This window comes from Mycobacterium sp. E1715, from assembly GCF_001667625.1.
In the GTDB taxonomy this organism is placed as follows: Bacteria; Actinomycetota; Actinomycetes; order Mycobacteriales; family Mycobacteriaceae; genus Mycobacterium.
Map to the genome: position 1 here is coordinate 1 of NZ_LZJJ01000173.1, position 26306 is coordinate 26306.

Annotated in this window: 27 protein-coding genes and 1 tRNA gene; 13 read left to right on the plus strand and 15 right to left on the minus strand. The window is 68.8% G+C overall.

Annotated features, from left to right (window positions below; genetic code table 11):
- Positions 1–857 (minus strand): YqfO family protein (locus tag A9X03_RS09530; protein ID WP_067749708.1); only part of this gene is annotated, 857 nt, incomplete at its 3' end.
- Positions 854–1882 carry an Rv2231c family pyridoxal phosphate-dependent protein CobC gene (gene cobC, locus A9X03_RS09535; protein WP_067749692.1) on the minus strand — a complete coding sequence of 343 codons (1029 nt, stop codon included), beginning with the start codon at positions 1880–1882 and terminating at the stop codon, positions 854–856. The genes cobC and A9X03_RS09530, both read right to left, overlap by 4 nt.
- Before the next feature lie 82 nt (positions 1883–1964).
- On the opposite strand from cobC, the gene A9X03_RS09540 reads away from it, so the two are divergent.
- The 3 genes from A9X03_RS09540 to A9X03_RS09550 are packed head-to-tail and all read left to right on the plus strand — an operon-like array spanning position 1965 to position 3976.
- Positions 1965–2657, plus strand: coding sequence for an HAD-IA family hydrolase (locus tag A9X03_RS09540; protein ID WP_197696045.1), 693 nt, complete (start codon positions 1965–1967; stop codon positions 2655–2657).
- Complete coding sequence (locus A9X03_RS09545) at positions 2650–3147, plus strand: low molecular weight protein-tyrosine-phosphatase (protein WP_067749691.1); 498 nt, start codon at positions 2650–2652, stop codon at positions 3145–3147. Before A9X03_RS09540 ends, A9X03_RS09545 begins: the two co-directional genes overlap by 8 nt.
- A 1-nt stretch (position 3148) precedes the next feature.
- The gene (locus A9X03_RS09550) at positions 3149–3976 is read left to right on the plus strand and encodes an SURF1 family protein (protein ID WP_067778490.1); all 828 of its coding nucleotides are present in this window, start codon (positions 3149–3151) and stop codon (positions 3974–3976) included.
- Here the strand turns inward: A9X03_RS09550 and A9X03_RS09555 are convergent.
- Together A9X03_RS09555 and A9X03_RS29160 are read right to left on the minus strand one after the other, a co-directional pair.
- A complete protein-coding gene (locus A9X03_RS09555; RefSeq protein ID WP_067778488.1) occupies positions 3958–4902 on the minus strand; it encodes a cobalamin biosynthesis protein in 945 nt (314 codons plus the stop codon). The two genes, A9X03_RS09550 and A9X03_RS09555, sit on opposite strands and share 19 nt — an antisense overlap.
- A gap of 30 nt (positions 4903–4932) precedes the next feature.
- Entirely contained in the window at positions 4933–5085 is a 153-nt protein-coding gene (locus A9X03_RS29160) for a hypothetical protein (protein ID WP_156669934.1), read from the minus strand.
- A 61-nt stretch (positions 5086–5146) separates the two neighbouring features.
- Here A9X03_RS29160 and A9X03_RS09560 point away from each other — a divergent pair, with 61 nt between their 5' ends.
- Positions 5147–5977, plus strand: a complete 831-nt coding sequence (locus tag A9X03_RS09560; protein ID WP_067749686.1) for an oxygenase MpaB family protein — start codon at positions 5147–5149, stop codon at positions 5975–5977.
- On the opposite strand, the gene A9X03_RS09565 is transcribed toward A9X03_RS09560, so the two are convergent.
- The 3 genes from A9X03_RS09565 to A9X03_RS09575 form a co-directional block, all read right to left on the minus strand.
- Complete coding sequence (locus A9X03_RS09565) at positions 5974–7095, minus strand: epoxide hydrolase family protein (RefSeq protein ID WP_067890643.1); 1122 nt, start codon at positions 7093–7095, stop codon at positions 5974–5976. The genes A9X03_RS09560 and A9X03_RS09565 overlap by 4 nt on opposite strands.
- A gap of 224 nt (positions 7096–7319) precedes the next feature.
- Positions 7320–7712: a DUF1330 domain-containing protein gene (locus A9X03_RS09570; RefSeq protein WP_067749702.1), complete on the minus strand. Its 393-nt coding sequence runs from the start codon at positions 7710–7712 to the stop codon at positions 7320–7322.
- Between the two features lie 19 nt (positions 7713–7731).
- Entirely contained in the window at positions 7732–8289 is a 558-nt protein-coding gene (locus tag A9X03_RS09575) for a 2,4'-dihydroxyacetophenone dioxygenase family protein (RefSeq protein ID WP_067749684.1), read from the minus strand.
- A gap of 165 nt (positions 8290–8454) precedes the next feature.
- Between A9X03_RS09575 and A9X03_RS09580 the strand changes: the two genes are divergently transcribed.
- Complete coding sequence (locus tag A9X03_RS09580; RefSeq protein ID WP_067890580.1) at positions 8455–9480, plus strand: AraC family transcriptional regulator; 1026 nt, start codon at positions 8455–8457, stop codon at positions 9478–9480.
- Between the two features lie 2 nt (positions 9481–9482).
- Here A9X03_RS09580 and A9X03_RS09585 read toward each other — a convergent pair whose 3' ends face one another.
- The 7 genes from A9X03_RS09585 to A9X03_RS09610 all read right to left on the minus strand — a co-directional run bounded on the left by A9X03_RS09585 (position 9483) and on the right by A9X03_RS09610 (position 14437).
- Positions 9483–10832, minus strand: a complete 1350-nt coding sequence (locus A9X03_RS09585) for a wax ester/triacylglycerol synthase family O-acyltransferase (RefSeq protein ID WP_067749679.1) — start codon at positions 10830–10832, stop codon at positions 9483–9485.
- Positions 10833–10865: 33 nt separating this feature from the next.
- A complete protein-coding gene (locus tag A9X03_RS09590; protein ID WP_067749677.1) occupies positions 10866–12362 on the minus strand; it encodes an NAD(P)/FAD-dependent oxidoreductase in 1497 nt (498 codons plus the stop codon).
- A gap of 154 nt (positions 12363–12516) precedes the next feature.
- Positions 12517–12663 (minus strand): hypothetical protein, encoded by a 147-nt coding sequence (locus tag A9X03_RS29165; protein ID WP_156669933.1) that lies wholly within the window; start codon positions 12661–12663, stop codon positions 12517–12519.
- A gap of 89 nt (positions 12664–12752) precedes the next feature.
- Positions 12753–12824 (minus strand) — tRNA-Val (locus A9X03_RS09595).
- A gap of 66 nt (positions 12825–12890) precedes the next feature.
- Complete coding sequence (locus A9X03_RS09600) at positions 12891–13352, minus strand: peroxiredoxin (protein ID WP_067749675.1); 462 nt, start codon at positions 13350–13352, stop codon at positions 12891–12893.
- Positions 13352–13774 carry a DUF3052 domain-containing protein gene (locus tag A9X03_RS09605; RefSeq protein ID WP_067269553.1) on the minus strand — a complete coding sequence of 141 codons (423 nt, stop codon included), beginning with the start codon at positions 13772–13774 and terminating at the stop codon, positions 13352–13354. Before A9X03_RS09605 ends, A9X03_RS09600 begins: the two co-directional genes overlap by 1 nt.
- 81 nt (positions 13775–13855) lie before the next feature.
- Complete coding sequence (locus tag A9X03_RS09610) at positions 13856–14437, minus strand: hypothetical protein (RefSeq protein WP_082950078.1); 582 nt, start codon at positions 14435–14437, stop codon at positions 13856–13858.
- 184 nt (positions 14438–14621) lie between these two features.
- Between A9X03_RS09610 and aceE the strand changes: the two genes are divergently transcribed.
- The 8 genes from aceE to A9X03_RS09650 all read left to right on the plus strand — a co-directional run bounded on the left by aceE (position 14622) and on the right by A9X03_RS09650 (position 25475).
- Entirely contained in the window at positions 14622–17408 is a 2787-nt protein-coding gene (gene aceE / locus A9X03_RS09615; protein WP_067749672.1) for a pyruvate dehydrogenase (acetyl-transferring), homodimeric type, read from the plus strand.
- 179 nt (positions 17409–17587) lie between these two features.
- Positions 17588–18910 carry a CdaR family transcriptional regulator gene (locus A9X03_RS09620; protein WP_067749670.1) on the plus strand — a complete coding sequence of 441 codons (1323 nt, stop codon included), beginning with the start codon at positions 17588–17590 and terminating at the stop codon, positions 18908–18910.
- A 143-nt stretch (positions 18911–19053) separates the two neighbouring features.
- Positions 19054–19962, plus strand: a complete 909-nt coding sequence (locus A9X03_RS09625; protein ID WP_068260756.1) for an ACP S-malonyltransferase — start codon at positions 19054–19056, stop codon at positions 19960–19962.
- A gap of 83 nt (positions 19963–20045) precedes the next feature.
- Positions 20046–20390, plus strand: a complete 345-nt coding sequence (gene acpM / locus A9X03_RS09630) for a meromycolate extension acyl carrier protein AcpM (protein ID WP_007170888.1) — start codon at positions 20046–20048, stop codon at positions 20388–20390.
- Positions 20387–21637, plus strand: a complete 1251-nt coding sequence (gene kasA / locus A9X03_RS09635) for a 3-oxoacyl-ACP synthase KasA (protein ID WP_067749666.1) — start codon at positions 20387–20389, stop codon at positions 21635–21637. Before acpM ends, kasA begins: the two co-directional genes overlap by 4 nt.
- 84 nt (positions 21638–21721) lie before the next feature.
- Entirely contained in the window at positions 21722–22981 is a 1260-nt protein-coding gene (kasB, locus tag A9X03_RS09640) for a 3-oxoacyl-ACP synthase KasB (RefSeq protein WP_068260761.1), read from the plus strand.
- A gap of 47 nt (positions 22982–23028) precedes the next feature.
- Positions 23029–24450 (plus strand): acyl-CoA carboxylase subunit beta, encoded by a 1422-nt coding sequence (locus tag A9X03_RS09645; protein WP_067749662.1) that lies wholly within the window; start codon positions 23029–23031, stop codon positions 24448–24450.
- Positions 24451–24587: 137 nt separating this feature from the next.
- On the plus strand, positions 24588–25475 hold the full coding sequence (locus A9X03_RS09650) for a hypothetical protein (protein WP_067890594.1): 888 nt from the start codon (positions 24588–24590) through the stop codon (positions 25473–25475).
- Between the two features lie 74 nt (positions 25476–25549).
- On the opposite strand, the gene A9X03_RS09655 is transcribed toward A9X03_RS09650, so the two are convergent.
- Positions 25550–26306 (minus strand): FAD-dependent monooxygenase (locus tag A9X03_RS09655; protein ID WP_197696046.1); only part of this gene is annotated, 757 nt, incomplete at its 5' end.

Below are 26306 nucleotides of genomic sequence, written 5' to 3' on the forward strand. Positions count from 1 at the left end.
GCCTGGGGGGTCCGCGCGGCGGGCGATCCCGACCTGCCGGTGTCCCGGGTCGCCGTCCGCGGCAGCGCGGCGTCCACGCGGGACACGAAGTCGCGCAGCGGTTCCGGCCGGGGCAGGGCGCCGATCCGCCCCAGCCCGGCGTCGCCCGGCGCGGGCACCAACGCGAACACGTCGAACGCCGGCTCCTCGTAGGGATGGGCGGCGCGCATCGCCGCCAGCACGGCTCCCCGGATCCGCGCGGGCGCGACCACCTCGAACCGATCCTCGGCCACCCGCTCGACGGTGCCGACGCTGCCCACCGCGGGCGACGCCCCTTCGTGCGGCAGGAACTGGCCGATGCCGCTGACACTCCAGCTGCAGTGCGAGTAGTCGCCGATGTGCCCGGCGCCGGCCTCGAACACGGCCGCCTGCACCGCTTCTGAGTTCTCGCGCGGCACGTAGACCACCCACTTGTCGAGGTCGGTCGCGGCCGTCCGCGGCTCCAGCGGTGCTTCGACGGCGAGGCCGAGGGCTTCGGCGAGCGCGTCCGAGACGCCCGGGGCGGCCGAGTCGGCGTTGGTGTGCGCGGTGAACAGCGAACGCCCCGTTCGGATCAGGCGGTGCACCAGCGCGCCCTTGGGCGTACTGGCCGCCACCGTGTCGACGCCGCGCATCAGCAACGGATGATGGGCCAAGAGCAGCCCGCCGTCGGGAACCTCGCCGACGACGGCCGGCGTCGCGTCGACCGCCACGGTCACCGACTCGAGCGCATCATCGGGGTCCCCGCACACCAGGCCCACCGAATCCCACGATTCGGCCAGCCCCGGTGGGTAGGCCTCGTCCAGCGCGTCGATCACGTCGGCCAGCCGCACGCTCACGCGCACACCTCCGAGACGGCCTCGACCAGCAGCGGCCATTCCCGGCGCACCGCGGCCCGCAGGTACCGTTGGTCCAGGCCGACGAACGTGTCACAGCGACGGATGGCAATCCCCTTGTCTCGCAGCTTGTTTCGGATCTCAACGGCGTCCGGGCGGCGGAACAGCACGAACGGCGCCCGCCCGTGGACCACCTCGGCACCCACCGACGTCAGACCGTCCACCATCTCGGCGCGCAACTCCGTGAGACGCTCGGCACCGGCCGCCGCTTCGGCGACGGACTGCGGGCCGCAGCACGCCGCGATCGCCGTCAGCTGCAGTGTGCCCACCGGCCAGTGGGCGCGCTGAGCGGTCAGCCGGTCCAGGACTTCCGGTGAGCCCAGGGCGTAGCCCACCCGCAACCCCGCCAGCGCCCAGGTCTTGGTCAGGCTGCGCAGCACCACCACGTCGGGCAGCGAGTCACCGGCCAGCGACTCCGGTTCGCCCGGGATCGCATCGGCGAACGCCTCATCGACCACCAGGATGCGGCCCGGCCGCCGCAGCGCGAGGAGCTGCTCGCGGGTGTGCAGCACCGAGGTGGGGTTGGTCGGGTTGCCGACCACGACCAGGTCGGCGTCGTCGGGGATTCGCACCCCGTCCAGGCCGAACGGCGGCTCGAGCACCACATGGTGCACGGCCACCCCGGCGGCGGTGAGCGCTGCCGCCGGCTCGGTGAACGAGGGCGCGACGATCGCCGCCCGCGCCGGACGCAGGTTGCTCAACAGCGCGAACCCCTCGGCCGCCCCGGCGAGCGGCAGCACCTCGTCGCGGGCCCGGCCGTGCCGCTCGGCGACCGCGTCCTGCGCCACCCGGACGTCCTGGGCGCTCGGATAGCGCGCCAAATCCGGCAGCCGCGCGGCCAGCCGCCGCACCAGCCATTCGGGTGGTTGGGCGTGACGGACGTTGACGGCGAAATCCAGCATCCCGGGTGCGACGGCCTGATCACCGTGATAGCGCGCCGCAGGCGGGGTCAAGTTCAGACTCGCCATCCGAGAAACACTAGTGGGCCGCGCCGGGGCGCGGCAGCGACACCGGCACACCCGGCCGCGGGGCATCGAGGACAATGGTGAGGTGACAGGCTCAACGTCCACCGATCGCCCTTCGCCACGCCTGGCGACCGAGCTGGTGATCTTCGACCTCGACGGCACGCTCACCGACTCCGCGGAGGGGATCGTGGCCAGCTTCCTGCACGCGCTCGAGCAGGTCGGCGTGTACGTGCCGGACGGCGACCTGGTGGCCCAGATCGTGGGCCCGCCGATGGACGACACGTTCCACGCCATGCTGGGCGAGGACGCCGAGCGGGCGATCGCGGCCTTCCGCGCCGAATACGCCGACCGCGGCTGGGCGATGAACACCCTGTTCGACGGTATCGAGCCGCTGCTGGCCGACCTGCAGGCCGCCGGCGCCCGGCTGGCGGTGGCCACGTCGAAGCTCGAGCCGACGGCGCGCCGCATCCTGGCCCATTTCGGGCTCGATCGGCATTTCGAGGTCATCGCCGGGGCGAGCCCGGACGGCTCGCGCAAGACCAAGGTCGAGGTGCTGGCGCACGCATTGGAGCAACTGCAGCCGCTGCCCGATCGGGTGCTCATGGTCGGCGACCGCAGCCACGACGTGCACGGCGCGGCCGCGCACGGGATCGACACCGTGGTGGTCGGCTGGGGCTACGGCCGCGACGACTTCCCCGACGGGGCGACCGCCGCCGGCGCCACGGCGGTGACGCACGCCGCGACCGTCGACGAACTGCGGGCGGTGCTCGGTGTCTGAGCGCGAGCCGCTGCACGTGACGTTCGTGTGCACCGGCAACATCTGCCGGTCGGTGATGGCCGAGAAGATGTTCGCCGACCAGCTGCGCCGCCGCGGCCTCGCCGAGGCGGTGCGGGTGACCAGCGCGGGCACCGGCAACTGGCACGTCGGGGAATGCGCCGACGACCGGGCGACCGACGTGCTGCGCGCCCACGGTTACTCCACCGACCACCGCGCCGCCCAGGTCGGCGAGGACCATCTGGCGGCCGACCTGGTGGTGGCCCTGGGCCGTAACCATCTTCGGATGCTGCGCGAGCTGGGCGTCGACGAGGAGCGGGTGCGGATGCTGAGGTCGTTCGACCCGCGTTCGGGCGCCCACGCCCTCGACGTCGAGGACCCGTACTACGGCGACGCGCGGGACTTCGAGGACGTGTTCACCGTCATCGAGGCCTCGTTGCCCGGCCTGCACGCCTGGGTCGACGATCGGCTGGACCGGAACGGATCGCCCTGACATGCGTCGGTTGACGTTCTTGCTGCGGCCCGGCTGGATCGCGCTGGCGCTGGTGGTCATCGCGTTCGCCTACCTGTGCTTCACTGTGCTGGCGCCGTGGCAACTGGGCAAGCACAACCGGACGTCGCGGGAGAACCGCCAGATCGAGTATTCCCTCAACACCGAGCCTGTTCCCCTGAAAACCCTGCTGCCGCAGCAAGGTTCGGCGGCCCCGAACGCGCAGTGGCGCCGCGTCACGGCCACCGGGCACTACCTGCCCGACCTCCAGGTGCTGGCGCGGTTGCGGGTGATCGAGGGCAAACCCGCGTTCGAGGTGCTGGCGCCGTTCGTCGTCGACGACGGGCCCACGGTCCTCGTCGACCGGGGCTACGTGCGGCCCGAGCAGGGCTCCCAGGTGCCGCCGTTCCCCCGCCCGCCCCGGGAACCCGTCACCATCACCGCGCGGCTGCGCGATTCCGAGGCCGTCGTCCCGGGCAAGGACCCGTTCACCCAGGACGGTGTGCAGCAGGTGTATTCGATCAACACCGAACAGGTCGCTGCGCTGATGAAGGTCCCCCTCGCCGGGTCCTATCTCCAGCTGACCGAGGACCAGCCCGGCGGGCTCGGCGTCATCGGCGTGCCGCACCTGGACGCCGGTCCGTTCCTGTCCTACGGCATCCAGTGGATTTCGTTCGGCATCGTCGCGCCGCTGGGTTTGGGTTACTTCGTGTATTCCGAGATCCGCGCCCGCCGCCGGGAAAAGCAACCCCCGGCCGCGGCTGCGCGGGCCCCGGAACCGCCGAAGACCGTGGAGGCGAAACTCGCCGACCGCTACGGCCGCCGCAGGTAACACAGCAGCCCCGCCACGACGGCGGCGCCCGCCTGCACCGTCCGCGACAGCGCCACCGCGCGCCGCAGGTCGGCCACCGTCGGCTCGTGGCCGTCGCCCAGGGTGGGCCGGATCTGCAACTCGTGGTGGTATTGCGTGGGCCCACCGAGGCGCACGCCCAGCGCCCCGGCGAAGGCCGCCTCGACGACGCCGGCGTTGGGGCTGGGGTGCCGGGCGGCGTCACGGCGCCAGGCCCGCACCGCATCCGAAGCCGACCCGCTGACGAAGGGCGCCGAACCTACCACCAGCGCCGCCGTCACCCGGGCGGCGACGTAGTTGGCTGCGTCGTCCAATCGTGCTGCGGCCCAACCGAATCGGGCATAGCGCGCCGAGCGATAGCCCACCATGGAGTCCAGCGTGTTGATGCCGCGGTACGCCAGCACCGCGGGCACCCCGCCCACGGCGGCGCACAGCAGCGGCGCCACCTGGGCGTCGGACGTGTTCTCCGCGACCGATTCCAGCGACGCACGCGCCAGGCCTGCGGCGTCCAGCCAGGCCGGATCGCGGCCGCACAACGAGGGCAGCAGGCGGCGCGCTCCCTCGATGTCCCCGCGTTCCAGCAGTTCCGACATCGCCAAGCCGGTGCGCGCCAGCGAGGTCCCGCCCACCGACACCCAGGTGGCGGCGGCGGTGGCCGCGATCGACCAGGGCCAACCGCCGCGCGCGGCGGCCCGTTGCAGCGCGGCGCCCAGCAGGCCCACCGCTCCCACCAGCACGCCGACGTGCACCACCCCCGCGCCCCTGGCGTCGCGGTAGGTCACGCGCTCCAGCCCCGCCGCGGCCCGGCCGAACACCGCGACCGGATGCCCCCGCGCCGGGTCGCCCAGCGCCACGTCGGCCAGGTAGCCGGCCAGCACGCCGGCCAGCCGCGTCCGCGTCGCCAACACCCTGGCAGCGTCTCACACGCGTGCCGAGCGCTAGGCCATGGCGAAGAGGCCCGCGACGATCACCGCGGCGATCAGCACCACGATCACCCACCAGATCAGCAAGGGTGAGTCGAACGTGGCCGTCGACGCGGTCGCCCGGTGGCGCGCCGGGCCCGTGGCCGGAACGCCGAATGGGGTGCTCATTTTGCTAGGCGTGCCCGTTTTCGGCCGGTTCTAACGTCCGGGTCGTGGTTCACTCGAAGGCATGGCGTCGTCCGCGACGAAGCGGCCCGCGACCCGGGTCGCCGACCTCCTGAACCCGGCGGCACTGCTGCTCCCGGCCGCGAACGTGATCATGCAGTTGTCCTTGCCGGGCGTCGGGTACGGGGTGCTGGAAAGCCCGGTGGACAGCGGCAACGTCTACAAGCATCCGTTCAAGCGAGCCCGCACCACCGGCACCTACCTCGCGGCCGCCACCATCGGGACCGAGTCCGACCGCGCGTTGATTCGCGGCGCCGTCGACACCGTGCACCGGCAGGTCCGCTCGACGTCGTCAAGCCCGGTGCCCTACAACGCTTTCGACCCCAAGTTGCAGCTGTGGGTGGCCGCGTGCCTGTACCGCTATTTCGTGGACCAGCACGAATTCCTGCACGGCCCGCTCGACGACACCACCGCCGACGCCGTCTACCTCGACGCCGCCCGGCTGGGCGCCACTTTGCAGGTGCCCGAGGGCATGTGGCCGCCGGACCGGGCGGCCTTCGACGCGTACTGGAAGCGCTCGCTCGACGAGCTGCGCATCGACCCCCCGGTGCGCGAGCATCTGCGCGGCGTGGCGTCGCTGGCGTTCCTGCCCTGGCCGTTGCGGGTTTTGGCCGGCCCGTTCAACCTGTTCGCGACGACGGGTTTCCTGGCTCCGGAGTTTCGCGCGCTGATGCGGTTGGACTGGTCGCGGGGCCGGCAGCGCCGGTTCGAGTGGCTGCTGTCCGCGCTGCGGCTGGCCGACCTCTTCCTGCCGCACGGGGTCTGGCTCCTCGGGTATCAAATCTACCTGTGGGACATGCGATTTCGTGCGCGGCGGGGTTGGCGAATCGTCTAGCCCCGGATCGTCGCGAAGAACGCGCGGACGTCGTCGACGAACAGCTCCGGCTGCTCGAACGCCGCGAAGTGTCCGCCGCGCTCCATCGTGGTCCAATGCGTGATGTTGTAGACCGGCTCGCACCAGCTTCTCGGCGCCTTCAGCAGCTCGTGCGGGAAAGCCGCGACCCCCGTGGGTAATTCGACTCGGTCCAGCTGCCCGAACACCCTGAAGCTCTCCCAATACAGGCGGGCCGACGACGCGGCGGTGTCGGTGACCCAATAGACCATCACGTTGTCGAGCAGCTCGTCGCGGGTGAACGCGTTCTCCGGATGGCCGTCGCAATCGGCCCACGCCCAGAACTTTTCGACGATCCACGCCAGTTGCCCCACCGGCGAATCGGCCAGCCCGTAGCCCAGCGTCTGCGGCCGGGTGGACTGCTGCTTGGAATAGCCGGTGCCCCACTTGCGGTGCTCGGCCATCGCGGCCATCGCCCGCTGTTCCTCGTCCGTCGGGTTCTTCAGGGACTCCGGGGTGGGCCGCCCGATGGGCATGTTGAGGTGGATTCCCGCGCAGTGCCCCCGGTTTCGCCCGATCTGCGTGGTCACCGCGGCGCCCCAGTCGCCGCCCTGGGCGCCGTAGCGGTCGTAGCCCAGGCGCAGCATCAGCGCCTCCCACGCCTCGGCGATCTTCTCCACCCCCCAGCCCGTGCGGGTCGGCTTTCCGGAGAACCCGTATCCGGGCAGCGACGGGCAGATGACGTGGAAGGCGTCCTCTGCACGCCCGGACGCCGGGTTCGTCAGCGGCTCGATCACCTTGTGGAATTCGACGATCGAGCCGGGCCAGCCGTGGGTGATCAGCAGCGGGAACGCATCGTCGTGCGGCGATCGCTGGTGGATGAAATGGATGTCCAGCCCGTCGATTTGGGTGGTGAACTGGTCGAAGCGGTTGAGCGCGGCTTCGCGTGAGCGCCAGTCGTATTCGTCGGCCCAGTAGCCGGCCAGCTCGCGGGTGTAGGCCAGCGGCATGCCCTGGCTCCAGTCGTCCACGCATTCGGCTTCCGGCCATCGGGTGCGCGCCAGCCTGGAGCGCAGGTCTTCCAGGACGTCCTCAGGGACGTCGATGCGAAACGGTTCCACGGGTTGCTCGTCCACGCTCCTGAGGTTGCCACACCGCCACGGTGCGGGGCGAGCGTAACGCCATGGCGAAGATCGGAGCCGAAAGTCGCCGTGGCGTTACGCCCACGACCGCCGCGAATGGGTGAGAGCGCGACAGGGACGCGAACCGGCGGAGCCGGCCGGTTGCCGGGCCGGCTCCGCGGGTATCGCGGTCGCTACTCGCACGGCGATCATGGCCACCGCGGTCAACTGAACTGTTCTGCGGACATCCATGTCGACGTGGCGATCAGGTCGCCGCGGTCGAGCGCGGCGGCGCGGTGCTCGTGGACCTTCGCGTACTCCTCCGTGGTGACCATCTCCAAAAACGCTCCCGGCGTCGGGTATTCGACGAGCAGGATCGCGTCCCACCACGGCTCTTGACCCTCGCCGATGACCACCGCGGGGGCGGTGCCGCCGAAGCGAACCTTCGCGCCGACGCGCTCGAGGTGCGGCGCGACCTCCGCCCCGTATTGCAGGTAGCGCTCGAGGCCGCCGGGGTTCTTGAACTTCAGCAGATTGACCATCACCACCGGGGCGTCGGCCGGCCGCGCGACGAGCGCTTTCACCTGCTCGGGGGTGGTCTCTATCGAGGTGCTCATGTGGATCTCCTTGTCGTTGTCAGTGCTGGCTAACCGTGCCGGCGGCCCCACCGCCGATGTAATTGACCGGCCCCGCTTGTTGCGCCTCGGCGACCACCGGGGTCAGGTGGCGGATCATCACCGCGTCGAGGACGGAGTGGAATTGGCCGTCCTCGGTGAAATTGATGTTGGCTCCCTCGACGCGGATGAACACGACCGTGTCCTCGGTGTTGGACTCCGGGCAGACGAAGGTGTGCACGGAGCCGGCCGGCTCGTACAGATACGAACCGGCGGTCTGCGGCTGATCGGGGTACTCGAGGTAGTACCAGCGACCCGAGAGTGTGTAGGCCTCCGCGGTGCCGGTGTGGTAGTGCACGGGCAACTGGGCTCCGGGACTCAAGACGGCCAGCACCACCCAGCAGCCGGCTTCCAAATCGAGGCGAAGCGGCTTGAAGTGCACTCCTGGGGCGAGCGCGTCGCGCAGCAGGGGGTTGTCCCCCTCGTTGACCGTCAGGAGTTCGCCCTGCGGCAGGGCCGCCAGCGGCAACGGCGTTCCGGAGCTTGTCTTGGCCGATGTTGGTTCAGCGGCGAGCGTCATGGTCTTTCCTTGGGCTGCAGTGACTTCCCCCGCATCGGTGGAAGGGCGGTGTTGGTACCGCCGACTCCACGATGCCGAAGTGGCATGCCTTCGGTCTTGACCGTCAGAGACTACCTTTTGGCTTTTGACGACACCGGGGTCCGTTCGCTACTAGCATCCCGGAGCATGTCGGTGGTGCGCGGCACGGCGCTGTCGAACTATCCCGAACTGGTCACCGAGCTGGGCGGTGACCCACGACGGCTGCTGGCGCGCGCGGGGATACGGCCCATGGACATCGGCCATTACGAGGTGTTCGTGCCGTTGCGCGGAGTGGTTTTCGCCTTGGAGTCGGCAGCCGAAGAAACGGCCACACCGGATTTCGGCCGCCGCCTGGCCCGGCGGCAGGGCATCGAGATCCTCGGTCCGGTGGGGGTGGCGGCCCGCACGGCGGCCACGGTGGGTGACGCGATGGCGATCTTCGGCACCTTTCTTGCCGCGTACAGCCCCGCCCTGTCGGTCCGCGCCGCGCCGGTGCCGGACCGTCCCGAACGTTCTTTTTTCGAGTTTCACATCCTCATGGAGCGCCTGCCGCCCGTCATCCAAAGCGTGGAGTTGTCGCTCGGCGTGATCCTGGAGGTGCTGCGGCTGCTGCTTGGCGCCGCGTACTGCCCGCTTTCGGTGCACGTGCCCCATGAGCCGGTCACCCCCGCCGCGCAGTATCGCGAATACTTCGGATGCAGGCCGTATTTCGCGGAGCCGGTCGCCGGGTTCACTCTCCGAACCGCCGACTTGAGCGGCTCGCTCCAGCACGACGAACTGGCTCACCGGGCTGTGGTCGAATACCTCAGCACGCTGATCGGCCCGCGCGGCCCGGACATGAGCCAGTCGGTGCGCACGATCGCCCGGCAGTTGTTGCCCACCGGCGCCGCGAAGCTCGAGGTGATCGCGGCGCAGTTCAACATCCATCCCAAGACGTTGCAACGCAGGTTAGCCGACGAAGGCACAACGTTTTTCGAGCTGATCGACGACTTGCGGCGCGAAACCGCCGAGCACTACCTGCGCGACACCGACATCGACCTGTCTCACCTTGCCCGAGAGCTCGGCTACACCGAACAAAGCGTGCTGACCCGATCCTGCAAGCGCTGGTTCGGCACCGGGCCGGCGGCCTACCGGCGCGCCCTCAGACCCCGCAGACATCCCGCCTTTTCCTGACCTCACAGTCCGACAGCCCGCTCCAAGTCCTTGAGTGAGGTTTCCAGGTGGCCGAGCAGGCGCTGCAGGTGCGGGACGGCGCGACGGCATCCGACGAGACCGAAGTCGAGGCTGTCGGCACTGGTGGCGACCGTGACGTTGAGGGCCTGCCCGTCCACGGCGATCGACAACGGGTAGTTTCCGTCGAGGCGGGCCCCGTTGCAGTACAACGGTTTCTGCACACCCGGTACGTTGGAGACGACGATGTTGAACGGCGGCGGCGTTGCCGCGCCGAGGCCCGGAATCCCGCCGAAAGCGGCCGGCGCCAGCAAGCCCATCCCCAACGCCATCGCCTGGGCGCGTGGCAGTTCGGACAGCACCAGCTTGTTGTCGCGCATGGACTCATGGATGGTCCGCAGACGGTCGGCCGGATCGTCGCGGTCGGTCGCCAGGTTGCACAACACAGCAGAGACCACGTTGCCGCCGTCCGCGTCGCGTTCGGTGCGCAGATTCACCGGGACCATCGCGGTCAGCGGCTTGTCCGGCAGCGCCTCGTGATCGGTGAGGTAGGAGCGTAATGCGCCGGCGCACATGGCCAGAACGACGTCGTTGACCGTCATTCCCGCGACGTTCTTCACGTCCTTGATGCGGTCCAGCGGCCAGGACTGGGCGGCGCACCGCCGGGCACCGCCGATCGGAACGTTCAGCATGGTGCGCGGAGCCCGAAACGGCAGGGTCAGCTGCTGTTCGAGCAGCGCGGCGCGGGTCAGCTTCAGCGTCGCCGGCGCGAAGCCGGCCGCGGTCGCAATGGCGTCGGCCAGCATCGCGCGGCGCCCACGAGCCGGCCGCTTCTGCCGCGGCGGCGGTGCCCAGGGAGCCCGAATCACGGTGTCATGCGGGTCAGCGCTCAAGGCGCCCTGCAACATTCGCAGCGCGGACACGCCGTCGACGACCGCGTGATGCATCTTGGTATAGACCGCGAAACGTCCGTCCGCCAACCCCTCGATCAGATGTGTCTCCCACAGCGGGCGGTGCCGGTCGAGCAGGGTTCCGTGCAGCCGCGACGTCAACTCGAGTAACTCGCGGACCCGTCCGGGCGCGGGCAGCGCCGAGCGCCGCACGTGATAGCCGAGGTCGATCTCCTCGTCGAACTTCCACAGGGCGTTGCTGAACGCACCGAGCGTCTTGGCCGGACGCTTCCGGAAGGCGGGAGCCACGTGGCCGCCCGCCACCAAGGCGTCGTAGATGTCGCGAGCGAACTCCGGGCCGGCGCCCGGCGGCGGCGTGAACAACTGCAGGCCGGCGACGTGCATCGGGTGCTCGCGAGACTCGGCCAGCAGGCAGAAGGCGTCGACTGGTGCGATGAGGTTCATTGTTCCTTCGGCTTTCGTCATGGATGGTCGCGCTCACGCGCTCATCGCCGCATCAGGTGTGCGCATCGCCGCCACCGGGATGAAAGTCAAGTTGCCATCCGCGACGGAGCTCTCGCGCAGCATCTTGGCGTCGGCGAGGTGGTCCATCGCCGTCCGCCACGGCTGGCGGTCGCCCTGGCGCGGGAACTCCTCGACCGCCCTCTGGACGTAGCCGGCGTGCACTTCCAGTAGCGGCATGGTGCGCATCTCCCCGCTGATGTGCGGGTAGCACACCGCGTACCCGTGCGCGTCCATGTGGTCGAGCAGGCGGCACAGGTGCTCGCACACCGGGCCGACCTTCAACGTCCACGACGAGTTGGTGTAGCCGAACGAGTAGGCGAAGTTGGGCACCCCGTCGAGCATCATCCCCTTGAAGGCGACCTTCTCCGGCAGGTTCACCGGTGCACCGTCGACGGTCAGGGTGATGCCGCCGAATGCCAGCAGGTTCAGCCCGGTCGCGGTCACGATGATGTCGGCCTCGAGCTCCCGCCCGGACACGAGCCGGATGCCCTTCTCCGTGAAGGTGTCGATCCGATCGGTGACCACCGAGGCGCTGCCGTTGCGGATCGCGGCGAACATATCCCCGTCGGGGACCGCGCAGAGCCGTTGGTCCCACGGGTTGTAGGCCGGCCGGAAGTGCTCGTCGACCGGGTATCCCTTCGGTAGCTGCCTGGCGTTGAGGTAGCGGATGATGCGCCGTGCGGTGTCGGGATGGCGTTGGCACAGCCGGAATACCGCGCGCTGCTTGGCGATGTTCTTGCGCCGGGTGATCGCGTACGCCCGCTTACGCCCCACCAGCTTGGGCAGCGCATTGGCGATACGGTCCTTCGCGGGAACCGGCAGGACGTAGGTCGGTGAGCGTTGCAGCATCGTCACGTGGGCCGCGGCGTCGGCCATCGCCGGAACCAGCGTGACTGCGGTGGCGCCGCTGCCGATGACGACCACGCGCTTACCGCTGTAGTCCAGGTCCTCCGGCCACAGTTGCGGATGCACGATCTGCCCCGAAAACCGTTCGCGGCCCTCGAACTCAGGGGTGAAACCTTGGTCGTAGCGATAGTAACCGCCAGCGCAGAACAGCCAGCCGCAGGTGATGCGCACCCGCGCACCGGTGTCCGTGCGCTCGACGTCGACCGTCCACCGGGTGTCGGTGCTCGACCATGACGCACTGATCACCTTGTGGTGGAAGCGAATCGCGGGCGCAATGTCGTTTTCCGCGACCGTCTCGCGCAGGTAGACCATGATGGCATCGGCGCTGGCGATCGCCTTGTCGTTCTCCCACGGCTTGAACTCGTAGCTGAAGGTGTGTAGATCGGAGTCGGAGCGAATCCCCGGGTAGCGGAACAGATCCCAGGTGCCGCCGATCTCACCGCGCGCCTCCACGATCGCGAAGGTCTTGGCCGGCCGCCTGGTCTTCAGGTAGTACGCCGCCCCGATGCCGGAGATTCCGGCCCCGACGATCAACACGTCGACGTGCTCGGTGGTGGTGGTCATCGCGAGGCTCCTTTGCTTTCGATGTAGTGCATCAACTGTGCGGCACCAGCGGCCCATAGGTCTTGACCGAAGAGGACTCGTATTTAGCATCCGGAGACAGGCGAGCTGCAGATATGCGCGCAAGGGTGCCCTCGGCCACCTGTGCGAGCGGGGGTCAGATGCCGGCGAGGAAGCCGCGGAGCCGGTCGAGCAGGACGTCGGGGCGCTGCTCGGCGAACCAGTGGCCCACGCCGTCGACCAACTCCACGTCGAAGTCCCGAACCCGCCCCTCGTACCCACGCAACAGCGTCGGGGTGAGCACCGGGACTCGCGATGAGGGCCCGAGCGTGCGGCCACGGCGAAAATCGAGCCTGCAAGTCGCGATGGCGTTGTGCCCGCGAAGCGGATGAGTGGGCGCGGACGGTATCGAACCGCCGACCGCTGGTGTGTAAAACCAGAGCTCTACCACTGAGCTACGCGCCCGTGCCCCGGGGAGGCTACACGTCCGAAGGGCCGGTACTCAAAACTGTAAGCCCGCGTCAGGCCCGCTCAGCCCCGCAAGGCCGCCAGGGCTTCGGTCCACAGCCCCTGGTTGCGCGATTCGCCGGGTTGCTTCATCTCCGCGAACCGGATGATGCCGGCCTTATCGACGACGAACGTGCCGCGATTGGGGTAGCCGGCCTCGTCGTTGAACACGCCGTAGGCCTGGCTGACCTCGCCGTGCGGCCAGAAGTCCGACAGCACCGGGAAGGTGAAGCCGCTTTCCAGCGACCAGATTCGGTGCGTGGGCGGCGGACCCACCGAGATCGCCAGCGTCGCGCTGTCGTCGTTCTCGTAGTCGGGCAGGTGGTCGCGCAGCTGGTCCAACTCGCCCTGGCAGATGCCGGTGAAGGCCAGCGGGAAGAACACCAGCAGCACGTTCTTGGCGCCGCGGTAGGAGCTCAGGGTGACACGCTGTTGGTTCTGGTCGCGCAGTGTGAAATCCGGGGCGGTGGCGCCAACGGGCAGCATCAACGCTTCCCGGTTCGGGACTTCGGCTGCACCAGTCGGCTGGCGCTCCAGTCGCCCAGGTTGACCGACGACGTCGGCATCAGGCCGGCGGTCGGGGCCGCCTCGGCGATTTCGGCAGGCAGGACGTGGCCGGGCTTGCCGGTCTTGGGCGTCAGCACCCAGATCACGCCGTCCTCGGCCAGCGGACCGATCGCGTCCATCAGGGTGTCCACCAGGTCGCCGTCCCCGTCACGCCACCACAGCAGCACGACGTCGACCACCTCGTCGGTGTCCTCGTCGAGCAGCTCAGCGCCACACGCTTCCTCGACGTCGGCCCGGATCTCGTCGTCGGTGTCCTCGTCCCAGCCCCATTCCTGGACAACTTGGTCTCGTTGGATGCCCAGTTTGCGAGCGTAGCTCGGGGCGTGATCCGCCGCGACCACCGTGGAGCCTCCTTAAACCGTCCCGCGCCGTGCGATGGGGATTATCGTCGCACAGCCGCAACCGCGTCGACACCCGCGCCTTTAGAAGGATGCCAGGCACAGTTTCAGCGCTTTCGTCTTGGCGTCGTTGAGGCGGTCCACGCGCCGATTGAACTCACCCGTCGCGGCGTGGGTGCCGATCGCGTTGGCAACCCCCCGGGCCGCGTCGATATACGTGTTGAACGCGTCCTTCAGCTGCTGGGACAGCGCATCGCTGAAGCTGTTGCCCACGGTGTCGGCGCTGCTGTTCAGGGCGTCGATCGCCGGGCCCTCCGTCGGGCCGGTGCTGCGGCCCGCGTTGAACGCGCCGACGAAGATGTTCACCTTGTCGATCGCGTCCTTGCTCGACGTGGCCAGCGTGTCGCACGAGGTGCGCACGGCCCGGGTGGTGAGCGATTGCTGCCGCTGGGACTCGCGGACCCGCGAGGTCGCCGACGACGCGGACACCGACGCGGACACCGACTGCCGATACGCCGGGGCGACCTGGGTGTCGGGGGTGGCGGTGCCGTTGGTGACGGTGGTACACCCCACGATCCCCATCAGCGTCGCCGCTATACATCCGAGCGCCAAAGCGCCTCGCCTGGGGGAGCCCCCCGCAAGGACGGCACGCCATCCACTGAGCACGGCTCATGACGTTACCGGGTGGCCTCCCCGATCGTTTCGCTACGCGCTTGTTCGTGTCCGCCGGGTGAACCCGCGTCAGCTACCCGATGTCGGCTAGCCCCGCGAAACGCCGGTGCGGCACGATAGGGGGAGACGGTGCACGGCACCCCGAGGGCACAAACCCCGCCAACTACAGGAGAGTGCGTTGACAACCGAGTTCGCGCGCCACGATCTGGCCAAAACCCCTAGCAGCGCAAGCGAACCCGACCGCGTTCGGGTGATCCGTGAAGGCGTGGCGTCGTACCTGCCCGACATCGACCCCGAGGAAACGTCGGAGTGGCTGGAATCCTTCGACGAGCTGCTGGAGCGCTCCGGGCCCGCGCGGGCCCGCTATTTGATGCTGCGGCTGCTGGAACGGGCCGGCGAGCAGCGCGTCGCCATTCCGTCGCTGACGTCAACCGATTACGTCAACACGATCCCGACCGAACTCGAGCCGTGGTTTCCCGGCGACGAGGACGTGGAGCGGCGCTTCCGGGCCTGGATCCGCTGGAACGCCGCAATCATGGTGCACCGCGCGCAGCGCCCGGGAGTCGGCGTCGGCGGCCACATTTCGACGTACGCGTCGTCGGCGGCGCTGTACGAGGTCGGGTTCAACCACTTCTTCCGGGGCAAGTCGCATCCCGGCGGCGGCGACCAGGTGTTCATCCAGGGCCACGCGTCGCCCGGGATTTACGCGCGAGCCTTCCTCGAAGGCCGGCTCAGCGAGGACCGGCTCGACGGCTTCCGCCAGGAACACAGCCACGCCGCCGGCGGGCTGCCGTCCTACCCGCACCCCCGGCTGATGCCCGACTTCTGGGAATTCCCAACCGTGTCGATGGGCCTGGGCCCGCTCAACGCCATCTACCAGGCGCGGTTCAACCACTACCTGCACGACCGGGGCATCAGGGACACCTCCGACCAGCACGTGTGGTGCTTCCTCGGCGACGGGGAGATGGACGAGCCGGAGAGCCGCGGGCTCGCGCACGTCGGCGCGCTGGAGGGCCTGGACAACCTGACGTTCGTGATCAACTGCAACCTGCAGCGCCTCGACGGCCCCGTGCGCGGCAACGGCAAGATCATCCAGGAGCTGGAGTCGTTCTTCCGCGGCGCCGGCTGGAACGTCATCAAGGTGGTCTGGGGCCGCGAGTGGGACGCCCTGCTGCACGCCGACCGCGACGGCGCGCTGGTGAACCTGATGAACACCACCCCCGACGGGGACTACCAGACGTACAAGGCCAACGACGGCGCCTACGTGCGCGACCACTTCTTCGGCCGCGACCCCCGCACCAAGGCGCTCGTCGAGAACATGACCGACGCCGAGATCTGGAACCTCAAGCGCGGCGGCCACGACTACCGCAAGGTGTACGCCGCCTACCGGGCCGCCCTCGACCACAAGGGCCAACCGACGGTGATCCTGGCCAAGACCATCAAGGGCTACTCGCTGGGCGCACACTTCCAGGGCCGCAACGCCACCCATCAGATGAAAAAGCTTGCGCTGGAAGACCTTAAGCGCTTCCGGGACTCCATGCGGATCCCGATCAGCGACGCCCAGCTGGACGAAAATCCCTACCTGCCGCCCTACTACCACCCGGGATCGGACGCCCCGGAAATCCGCTACCTGCTCGACCGCCGGCGCACCCTCGGCGGGTTCCTGCCCGAGCGCCGCACCAAGGCCAAGGCGCTCAAGCTGCCCGGGCGCGAAATCTACGCCGCGCTGAAGAAGGGATCGGGCACCCAGGAGGTCGCCACCACCATGGCGACCGTGCGTACCTTCAAGGAAGTGTTGCGCGACAAGGAAATTGGGCCGCGCATCGTGCCGATCATTCCCGACGAGGCGCGCACATTCGGCATGGACTCCTGGTTCCCGTCGCTGAAGATCTACAACCGCCTGGGCCAGCTCTACACCGCCGTCGACGCCGAGCTGATGCTGGCGTACAAGGAGAGCGAAGTCGGGCAGATCCTGCACGAGGGCATCAACGAGGCCGGGTCGGTGGGCTCGTTCATCGCGGCCGGCACCTCGTACGCGACGCACAACGAGCCGATGATCCCGATCTACATCTTCTATTCGATGTTCGGTTTCCAGCGCACCGGCGACGGGCTGTGGGCCGCCGCCGACCAGATGACCCGCGGCTTCCTGCTCGGGGCCACCGCGGGACGCACCACGCTGACCGGCGAGGGGCTGCAGCACGCCGACGGTCACTCGCTGCTGCTCGCCAGCACGAATCCCGCCGTGGTCGCCTACGACCCGGCGTTCGCCTACGAGATCGCCTACATCGTGGAGAGCGGGCTGGCGCGGATGTTCGGGGAGGACCCCGAGGACGTGTACTTCTACATGACCGTCTACAACGAGCCGTACGTGCAGCCGCCGGAGCCGGAGAACTTCGACCCCGAGGGCGTGCTGCGGGGCATCTACCGCTACCGCGCGGCCACCGAACAGCGCGCCAACACCGCGCACATCCTGGCCTCCGGGGTGGCGATGCCGTCGGCGCTGCAGGCGGCCGAGATGCTGGCCGAGTGGGACGTCGCCGCCGACGTGTGGTCGGTGACCAGCTGGGGCGAACTGAACCGCGACGGCCTGTCCATCGAGAAGGCGAAGCTGCGCCACCCGGACCGACCGGCCGGGACCGCCTACGTCACCCAGGCCCTGTCGAACGCCGACGGGCCGGTGATCGCCGTGTCGGACTGGATGCGCGCCGTGCCCGAGCAGATCCGGCCGTGGGTGCCCAACACGTTCGTCACGCTGGGCACCGACGGCTTCGGCTTCTCCGACACCCGGCCCGCCGCCCGGCGCTACTTCAACACCGACGCCGAGTCGCAGGTGGTAGCGGTGCTGGAGGCGTTGGCGCGCGACGGTGAGATCGACCCGTCGGTGCCGGTCGCGGCCGCCCGCCAGTACAAGATCGACGACGTCCAGGCCGCGCCAGAGCAGACGTCCGACCCCGGGGTCGCCTGAGCGCCCAAGATTCCGCGAGCGCCCCGCCAGCCGGGCGCTGGGCCGTGAGCGCCCCGCTGGCCGGGCACCCGCCGCACCCGCTCCCCCGCTCCCCCGCGAGTGTGCGGCCAGCCGCACAACGGCGCAAAACCGCCCACCTCTTTGGCGGATACTTCCAAAATGTGGCGTAGGTTTTAGGGGTGAATGACAACCCGTTCGCCGGTCCGTTCGCCAAGCAGCCCAGGTCGCCGCTGGAGATGCTCAACACGGTGCCCGACTCCGTGCTGCGCCGGCTCAAGCAATACTCCGGCCGGCTGGCCACCGAGGCGGTCTCGGTCATGCAGGACCGGTTGCCCTTCTTCGCCGACCTGGAAGCCTCGCAGCGGGCCAGCGTGGCGCTGGTGGTGCAGACGGCCATCAACAACTTCGTCGAGTGGATGCAGGACCCACACAGCAACGTCAGCTACACCGCCCAGGCCTTCGAGCTGGTGCCCCAGGATCTGGCCCGCCGGATCGCGCTGCGGCACAGCGTCGACATGGTGCGCGTCACCATGGAGTTCTTCGAGGAGGTGTTGCCGCTGGTCGCCCGCTCCGAGGAGCAGCTGACGGCCCTGACCGTGGGTGTCCTCAAGTACAGCCGCGACCTGGCGTTCACCGCGGCCTCGGCCTACGCCAACGCCGCCGAGGCCCGCGGCACGTGGGACAGCCGGATGGAGGCCAGCGTCGTCGACGCGGTGGTCCGCGGCGACACCGGCCCCGAACTGCTGTCCCGGGCCGCGGCGCTGAACTGGGACACCACCGCCCCGGCGACCGTCGTGGTCGGCGTCCCGGCCCCCGGGCGGGACGGCTCCACCGGGCCCGGCGACGACCAGCGGGCCAGCCAGCACGTCCGCGACATCGCCGCCCAGCATGGCCGCGCCGCCCTCACCGACGTCCACGGCACCTGGCTGGTCGCTATAGTTTCCGGCCAACTGTCGCCAACCGACAAATTCCTCGGCGATCTGCTGCAGGCCTTTTCCGACGGCCCGGTGGTCATCGGGCCCACCGCACCGATGCTGACGGCCGCCTATCACAGCGCCAGCGAGGCTATTTCCGGGATGAACGCCGTCGGCGGCTGGCGGGGCGCACCGAGGCCGGTTCAGGCCCGGGAACTTCTGCCCGAACGCGCCCTGATGGGCGACGCGTCCGCGATCGTCGCGTTGCACACCGACGTGATGGGGCCGCTGGCCGACGCGGGACCGACGCTCATCGAGACTCTTGACGCTTATTTGGATTGTGGCGGCGCGATTGAAGCTTGTGCCAGAAAGTTGTTCGTTCATCCAAATACGGTGCGCTACCGGCTCAAGCGGATCACCGACTTCACGGGACGCGATCCGACCCAGCCCCGCGACGCATACGTGCTGCGCGTGGCGGCGACGGTCGGCCAGCTCAACTACCCCACCCCGACCGCCAGCGTCGGCACCAACCCGCTGCCCCCTGTTCCGCTGCCGGTCAGGGCGGCTATCGTCGGTCAATCGGAGTAATAGTGACCCAGGCAACAGATCAAGCAACGGTATCGAACATGTAGCTTACGGAGCTGTTTTGTGGGGAGTACACAAAAACCTAAGACCAGGTTCATAATCTGTTACACCCGCCAAAACCGTTTCCACAGTGTTCTCTTAAACACGTGATTGCTTTGCTTGCGCCCGGACAGGGTTCGCAGACCGAGGGGATGCTCTCGCCGTGGCTCGACCTGCCGGGTGCCGCGGACCAGCTCGACCTGTGGTCGAAGGCCAGCGGCCTCGACCTGGTCAGGCTGGGCACCACCGCGTCGACCGAAGAGATCACCGACACCGCGGTCACGCAGCCCCTGGTCGTCGCCGCCACCCTGCTGGCCCACCAGGAGCTCACCAAGCGCGGCCTGCTCTCCGGCGCGGAGCTGATCGTCGCCGGCCACTCCGTCGGCGAGATCGCGGCGTACGCGATCGCCGGTGTGATGGCCGCCGACGACGCCGTCTCGCTGGCCGCCACCCGTGGCGCCGAGATGGCCAAGGCGTGCGCCATCGAGCCGACCGGCATGTCCGCCGTGCTCGGCGGTGACGAGGCCGAGGTGCTGGCCCGCCTCGAGCAGCTCGACCTGTTCCCCGCGAACCGCAACGCCGCCGGCCAGATCGTCGCCGCCGGCCCGCTGACGGCGCTGGAGAAGCTGGCCGAGGACCCGCCGGCCAAGGCCCGGGTTCGCGCCCTCGGCGTGGCCGGGGCGTTCCACACCAAGTACATGGCTCCGGCCCTCGACCGCTACGCCGCCGCGGCGGCCGCGGTCGCGACCGCCGAGCCCACCGCCACGCTGCTGTCGAACCGCGACGGCCAGCCCGTCGCCTCCGCGGCGGCGGCGATGGAGGCGCTGGTCGCCCAGCTCACCCAGCCCGTGCGCTGGGACCTGTGCACGGCGACCATGCGTGACCGGGAGATCACGGCGGCCGTGGAGTTCCCGCCCGCGGGCACTCTGACCGGCATCGCCAAACGCGAACTTCGGGGGGTTACGACCCGCGCCGTCAAGGCACCCGCAGACCTGGACGCACTGGCTGAACTGTAGAAAGCCGCTTCCAGTACAACCACATAACGCTCTATAAGAACGCTCTGTTCGATTAACACAACACATCACGAAGGGAAGACGCTGTGGCCGTCAGCCAGGAAGAAATCATCGCCGGTATCGCGGAGATCATCGAAGAGGTCACCGGTATCGAGCCGTCCGAGGTCACCCCGGAGAAGTCGTTCGTCGACGACCTGGACATCGACTCGCTGTCGATGGTGGAGATCGCGGTGCAGACCGAGGACAAGTACGGCGTGAAGATCCCGGACGAGGACCTCGCCGGTCTGCGCACCGTCGGTGACGTCGTCTCCTACATCCAGAAGCTCGAGGAAGAGAACCCCGAGGCTGCCGAGGCCCTGCGCGCCAAGCTGGAGACGGAGAACCCCGACGCCGTCGCCAACGTCAAGGCGAGGATGGAAGCGGACAAGTGAGCAAGCCTTCCACTGCTAATGGCGGTTACCCCAGCGTTGTGGTGACCGCCGTCACGGCGACGACGTCGGTCGCGCCGGACATCGAGAGCACGTGGAAGGGTTTGTTGGCCGGCGAAAGCGGCATCCACGTACTCGAGGACGAGTTCGTCACCAAGTGGGACCTGCCCGTCAAGATCGGTGGGCACCTCAAGGAGCCCATCGACGAGCACATGAGCAGGCTCGACCTGCGGCGTATGTCGTACGTCCAACGGTTGGCCAAGCTGCTCAGCACTCAGCTGTGGGAGTCCGCGGGCAGCCCGGAGGTCGACCCCGACCGGTTCTCGGTCGTGGTCGGCACCGGGCTCGGTGGCGCCGAGCGGATCGTCGAGAGCTACGACCTGATGAACGAGGGCGGCCCCCGCAAGGTGTCGCCGCTCGCCGTCCAGATGATCATGCCCAACGGCGCCGCGGCGGTGGTGGGTCTGCAACTGGGCGCTCGCGCCGGGGTCATCACCCCGGTGTCGGCATGCTCGTCGGGCTCGGAGGCGATCGCGCACGCGTGGCGCCAGATCGCGATGGGTGACGCCGACTTCGCCGTCTGCGGCGGTGTCGAGGGTCCCATCGAGGCGCTGCCGATCGCGGCGTTCTCGATGATGCGGGCGATGTCCACTCGCAACGATGAGCCCGAACGCGCCTCGCGCCCGTTCGACAAGGACCGCGACGGCTTCGTGTTCGGCGAGGCCGGGGCCCTGATGATCATCGAGACCGAGGAGCACGCCAAGGCCCGCGGCGCCAAGCCGCTGGCCCGGTTGATGGGTGCGGGCATCACCTCGGACGCGTTCCACATGGTTGCGCCGGCCGCGGACGGCGTGCGCGCCGGCCGGGCGATGCAACGGTCGCTCGAGTTGGCTGGCTTGTCCCCCAAGGACATTGACCACGTCAACGCGCACGGCACGGCGACACCGATCGGCGACACGGCCGAGGCCAACGCCATCCGGGTCGCGGGCTGCGAGCAGGCGGCGGTGTACGCACCGAAGTCGGCTCTGGGCCACTCCATCGGCGCGGTCGGCGCGCTGGAATCTGTCCTCACGGTATTGAGCCTTCGGGACGGCGTGATACCGCCAACACTCAATTACGAAACGCCAGATCCCGAGATCGATCTTGATGTTGTCGCGGGCGAACCCCGCTACGGCGATTTCCGTTACGCCATCAACAACTCGTTCGGATTCGGTGGCCACAACGTGGCGCTCGCCTTCGGGCGGTACTGAGCACGACGTCCGGCGACGAGGCGGGCCTCAGCAAGCGGCCCGCGGAGGTGCCGGACAAGTACGAAAGGAACGTTTGCAAGACCCATGACAGAGCTGGTTACCGGGAAAACGCTCCCGAATGTGGTCGTCACTGGCGTCGCCATGACGACCGCACTGGCCACTGACGCCGAGAACACCTGGAAGTTGTTGCAGGACGGACAAAGTGGTATCCGCAGACTCGAGGACCCGTTCGTCGAGGAGTTCGACCTGCCGGTCAAGATCGGCGGGCACCTGTTGGAGGAATTCGACAGCCAGATGACCCGTGTCGAGCTGCGGCGCACGGGTTACCTGCAGCGGATGTCGACCATCTTGAGCCGCCGGGTCTGGGAGAACGCCGGCTCGCCCGAGGTCGACTCCGACCGGTTGATGGTGTCCATCGGCACCGGCTTGGGCTCGTCGGAGGAAATGGTCTTCAGCTACGACGACATGCGCGCCCGTGGCATGCGGGCGGTTTCCCCGCTCGGTGTGCAGAAATACATGCCCAACGGCGCCGCGGCGGCGGTGGGTCTGGAACGGCACGCCAAGGCCGGCGTGATCACGCCCGTGTCGGCGTGCGCGTCCGGTTCCGAGGGTGTGGCCCAGGCGTGGCGCAACATCGTCTTCGGCGAGGCCGACATCGCCATCTGCGGTGGTGTCGAGACCAAGATCGAGGCGGTGCCGATCGCGGCGTTCGCCCAGATGCGCATCGTGATGTCGACCAAGAACGACGACCCGGCGGGTGCCTGCCGCCCGTTCGACCGGGATCGCACCGGCTTCGTGTTCGGCGAGGCCGGGGCGCTCATGGTGATCGAGACCGAGGAGCACGCCAAGGCTCGGGGGGCCAACATCCTGGCCCGCATCATGGGGGCCGCCATCACCTCGGACGGCTACCACATGGTCGCGCCGGACCCCAACGGGCTTCGGGCCGGGCACGCGATGAGCCGGGCGATTCAGCTCGCCGGCCTGACCCCCGGCGACATCCACCACGTGAACGCCCACGCGACGGGTACGTCGGTGGGTGACGTGGCCGAGGGCAAGGCGATCAACAACGCGCTGGGCCCCCACGGCGGCAATGCGGCCGTCTACGCGCCCAAGGCCGCGCTGGGCCACTCGGTGGGCGCGGTGGGTGCGGTCGAATCGATCCTGACGGTGCTGGCCCTGCGGGACCAGGTGATTCCGCCGACGCTGAACCTGGAAAACCTCGACCCCGAGATCGACCTGGACGTGGTGGCGGGCAAGCCGCGGCCGGGCAAGTACGAGTACGCGATCAACAACTCGTTCGGATTCGGCGGGCACAACGTCGCGATCGCCTTCGGGCGGTACTGACCATCGCTGCCCAACCAGAGAGCACACCGGAGAACAGGAGACCTGCGATGACAATCATGGCCCCCGCGTCGGTCGGCGAATCGCTCGACCCCAGGGACCCGTTGCTGCGTCTGAGCAACTTCTTCGACGAGGGCAGCGTCGCGCTGCTGCACGAGCGTGACCGCTCGGGTGTGCTTTCTGCGTCGGGCACCGTGAACGGTGTGCGCACCATCGCCTTCTGCACCGACGGCACCGTCATGGGCGGCGCCATGGGTATCGAGGGCTGTGCGCACATCGTCAACGCCTACGACACCGCCATCGAGGAGCAGAGCCCGATCGTCGGGATCTGGCACTCCGGCGGTGCGCGGTTGGCCGAGGGCGTGAAGGCGTTGCACGCGGTGGGGACGGTCTTCGAGGCGATGATCCGTGCGTCCGGTTACATCCCGCAGATCTCGGTGGTCGTCGGCTTCGCCGCCGGTGGCGCCGCCTACGGGCCGGCGCTGACCGACGTGATCGTGATGGCGCCGGAGAGCCGGGTGTTCGTGACCGGGCCCGACGTCGTGCGCAGCGTGACCGGCGAGGACGTCGACATGGCATCCCTCGGCGGCCCGGAGACCCACCACAAGAAGTCCGGCGTGTGCCACATCGTCGCCGACGACGAGCTCGACGCCTACGAGCGCGGCCGTCGCCTGGTCGGATTGTTCTGCCAGCAGGGCCATTTCGACCGCACCAAGGCCGAGGCCGGTGACACCGACATCCACGCCCTGTTGCCGGAGTCGGCGCGGCGGGCCTACGACGTGCGTCCGATCGTGACCGCGATCCTGGACGCCGAGACCCCGTTCGACGAGTTCCAGGCCAACTGGGCGCCGTCGATGGTGATCGGGCTGGGCCGGCTCTCCGGCCGCACGGTGGGTGTCCTGGCGAACAACCCGCTTCGTCTGGGCGGCTGCCTGAACTCCGAAAGCGCCGAGAAGGCAGCACGTTTCGTGCGCCTCTGCGACGCGTTCGGCATCCCGCTGGTCGTGATCGTCGACGTGCCCGGCTACCTGCCCGGCGTCGACCAGGAGTGGGGCGGCGTGGTGCGCCGCGGCGCCAAGCTGCTGCACGCCTTCGGCGAGTGCACGGTTCCGCGGGTCACGCTGGTCACCCGAAAGACCTACGGCGGGGCCTACATTGCGATGAACTCCCGGTCGCTCAACGCGACCAAGGTGTACGCCTGGCCGGACGCCGAGGTGGCGGTGATGGGCGCCAAGGCCGCCGTCGGCATCCTGCACAAGAAAAAGCTGGCCGCCGCGGCCGATCACGAGCGTGAGGCGCTGCACGACCAGCTCGCCGCCGAACACGAGAAGATCGCCGGTGGTGTGGACAGCGCCATCGAGATCGGCGTGGTCGACGAGAAGATCGACCCGTCGCACACCCGCAGCAAGCTCACCGAGGCGCTGGCTCAGGCCCCGGCGCGCCGCGGTCGGCACAAGAACATCCCGCTGTAAGCCGCAGCGGCACCTTCTAGCGCGAGCAGACGCAAAATCGCACTCGCGGTGCCCGCGTGGTGCGATTTTGCGTCTGCTCGGCGGTTAATCCCCAGGCGTGACTGGTCAATTGAGCCGGGCCACCGCATGCTTCCGCGGTGCTCACCGACGCGCTAAAGCTGATGCAGGAAGTCGGCGGGTTCGCGACGACGTCCCAACTGCTGACAGTCATGACCCGTCAACAACTCGACGTTCAAGTCCGAAACGGTGGGCTGGTCCGCGTATGGCACGGGGTCTACGGCGCCACACAGCCAACTTGTCTGGGGCGGTTGGCCGCCTTGGACGTCTTCATGGGCCGACATGCGGTGGCCTGCCTGGGCACCGCCGCGGCCTTGTACGGATTCGACACCGAGAACACGAGAGCTATTCACGTTCTCGATCCCGGTGTGCGCATGCGCCCTACGGCCGGCTTGATGGTTCACCAACGAACCGGTGCCCGGCTCCAACGAATTGGGGGTCGTCTCGCGACGGCACCGGGATGGACTGCAGTGGAGGTCGCAAGGCAACTGCGCCGGCCGCGGGCGCTGGCGACGCTTGACGCGGCGTTGCGCTCAATGAAGTGCACTCGCAATGAAATCCGGAGAGCCGTTATCGAGCAGCGAGGACGTCGAGGCATAGTTGCTGTGCGCGCACTGTTGCCCTTTGCGGATGGCCGTGCGGAATCGCCCATGGAAAGCGAGGCGCGGCTGGTGATGATCGATCGCGGGCTACCGCTTCCCGAGCTGCAGCATCCGATCGTCGGACGCGATGGCCAGTTGTGGCGCGTCGACTTCGCATGGCCGCATCTGCGTTTGGCCGCAGAATACGAGAGCGTCGATTGGCACGTTGGCCGCGAGGAAATGCTTCGCGACAAGACGCGGTGGGCCAAGATCCAGGAGCTTGGGTGGACGATCATCCCAATCGTCGTCGACGACGTGCGACGAGAACCTGACCGCCTCGCTGACCGCATCGCGACGCACCTGAACCGCCCACCGACGGCCGGTTAACGCCGCCGAGCAGACACATAATCGCACGCAACACGCTTTGGCCATGCGCTTTTGTGTCTGCTCACGGAGCGCGGTCATGGTCTGCAGAGGATCTTCGCAAGCACCGCCCGCAGTTGCCCCTCGGGATCGTCGGGCAGAAAGTCACAGCGCCAGCCGACGAAATCGTCGGGGCGCACCAGCAGCGCGCCGGAAGGGCCGAGCCCGGTGACCGCCGCCCACTCGTCGCTGTCGATGCGATGCGCGGCCACCGACGCCGAAGCCGCGGCGGCGCACCAGCGTTCGTCGCCGGTGAGCACGGTGAATCCCGGGCCCAGCAGGTCGAGCGTCGAAACCCCCTCGCGCACCCACACATGCGGCACCCGAGTGCCGGGCTGCCCGCGCAATTCGTCGATCAGCGACACGGCGTCGGGATCCGCCGGGCCGGGATCATCGGAAACCACTGCGCCCGAGCGGTATTGGTAGCCGATAAGCAGCGCGAACATCGGCGCCTCCTCGTCCGGCGGCAACATGGGCCGGTCGTCGTCCAACCGCAGGAAGCCCAGCGACGGCCCGCTAAGCGACTGGCGAGCGTTGAAGCGCCCGACCGGGTGTCGCTCGGCATGGTAGGTGGTCAGCAGGGCCGGGCCGGCGGTCCCGTTCACGACGGCGGCCAGTTTCCAGGCCAGGTTATGCGCGCTCTGGATGGCGGTGTTGGCCCCGCCGCCCTTGAACGGCGGCATGGTATGGGCCGAGTCGCCGACGAGAAACACTCGGCCGCAGTGGAATTGGTTGGCTACCCGCTCGTAGGGCTGCCAGGGTGCCACATCGATGATTTCCACGTCCATCGGCTCA

What these genes read in the sequence shown, in the direction of transcription:
- cobC (WP_067749692.1), bottom strand. Translation starts at nt 1,882, where the DNA reads ATGGCGAGTCTGAACTTGACCCCGCCTGCGGCGCGCTATCACGGTGAT.
- A9X03_RS09550 (WP_067778490.1), top strand. Translation starts at nt 3,149, where the DNA reads ATGCGTCGGTTGACGTTCTTGCTGCGGCCCGGCTGGATCGCGCTGGCG.
- A9X03_RS29160 (WP_156669934.1), bottom strand. Translation starts at nt 5,085, where the DNA reads ATGAGCACCCCATTCGGCGTTCCGGCCACGGGCCCGGCGCGCCACCGG.
- A9X03_RS09560 (WP_067749686.1), top strand. Translation starts at nt 5,147, where the DNA reads ATGGCGTCGTCCGCGACGAAGCGGCCCGCGACCCGGGTCGCCGACCTC.
- A9X03_RS09570 (WP_067749702.1), bottom strand. Translation starts at nt 7,712, where the DNA reads ATGAGCACCTCGATAGAGACCACCCCCGAGCAGGTGAAAGCGCTCGTC.
- A9X03_RS09575 (WP_067749684.1), bottom strand. Translation starts at nt 8,289, where the DNA reads ATGACGCTCGCCGCTGAACCAACATCGGCCAAGACAAGCTCCGGAACG.
- A9X03_RS09580 (WP_067890580.1), top strand. Translation starts at nt 8,455, where the DNA reads ATGTCGGTGGTGCGCGGCACGGCGCTGTCGAACTATCCCGAACTGGTC.
- A9X03_RS09585 (WP_067749679.1), bottom strand. Translation starts at nt 10,832, where the DNA reads ATGAACCTCATCGCACCAGTCGACGCCTTCTGCCTGCTGGCCGAGTCT.
- A9X03_RS09590 (WP_067749677.1), bottom strand. Translation starts at nt 12,362, where the DNA reads ATGACCACCACCACCGAGCACGTCGACGTGTTGATCGTCGGGGCCGGA.
- A9X03_RS09600 (WP_067749675.1), bottom strand. Translation starts at nt 13,352, where the DNA reads ATGCTGCCCGTTGGCGCCACCGCCCCGGATTTCACACTGCGCGACCAG.
- kasB (WP_068260761.1), top strand. Translation starts at nt 21,722, where the DNA reads ATGACAGAGCTGGTTACCGGGAAAACGCTCCCGAATGTGGTCGTCACT.
- A9X03_RS09645 (WP_067749662.1), top strand. Translation starts at nt 23,029, where the DNA reads ATGACAATCATGGCCCCCGCGTCGGTCGGCGAATCGCTCGACCCCAGG.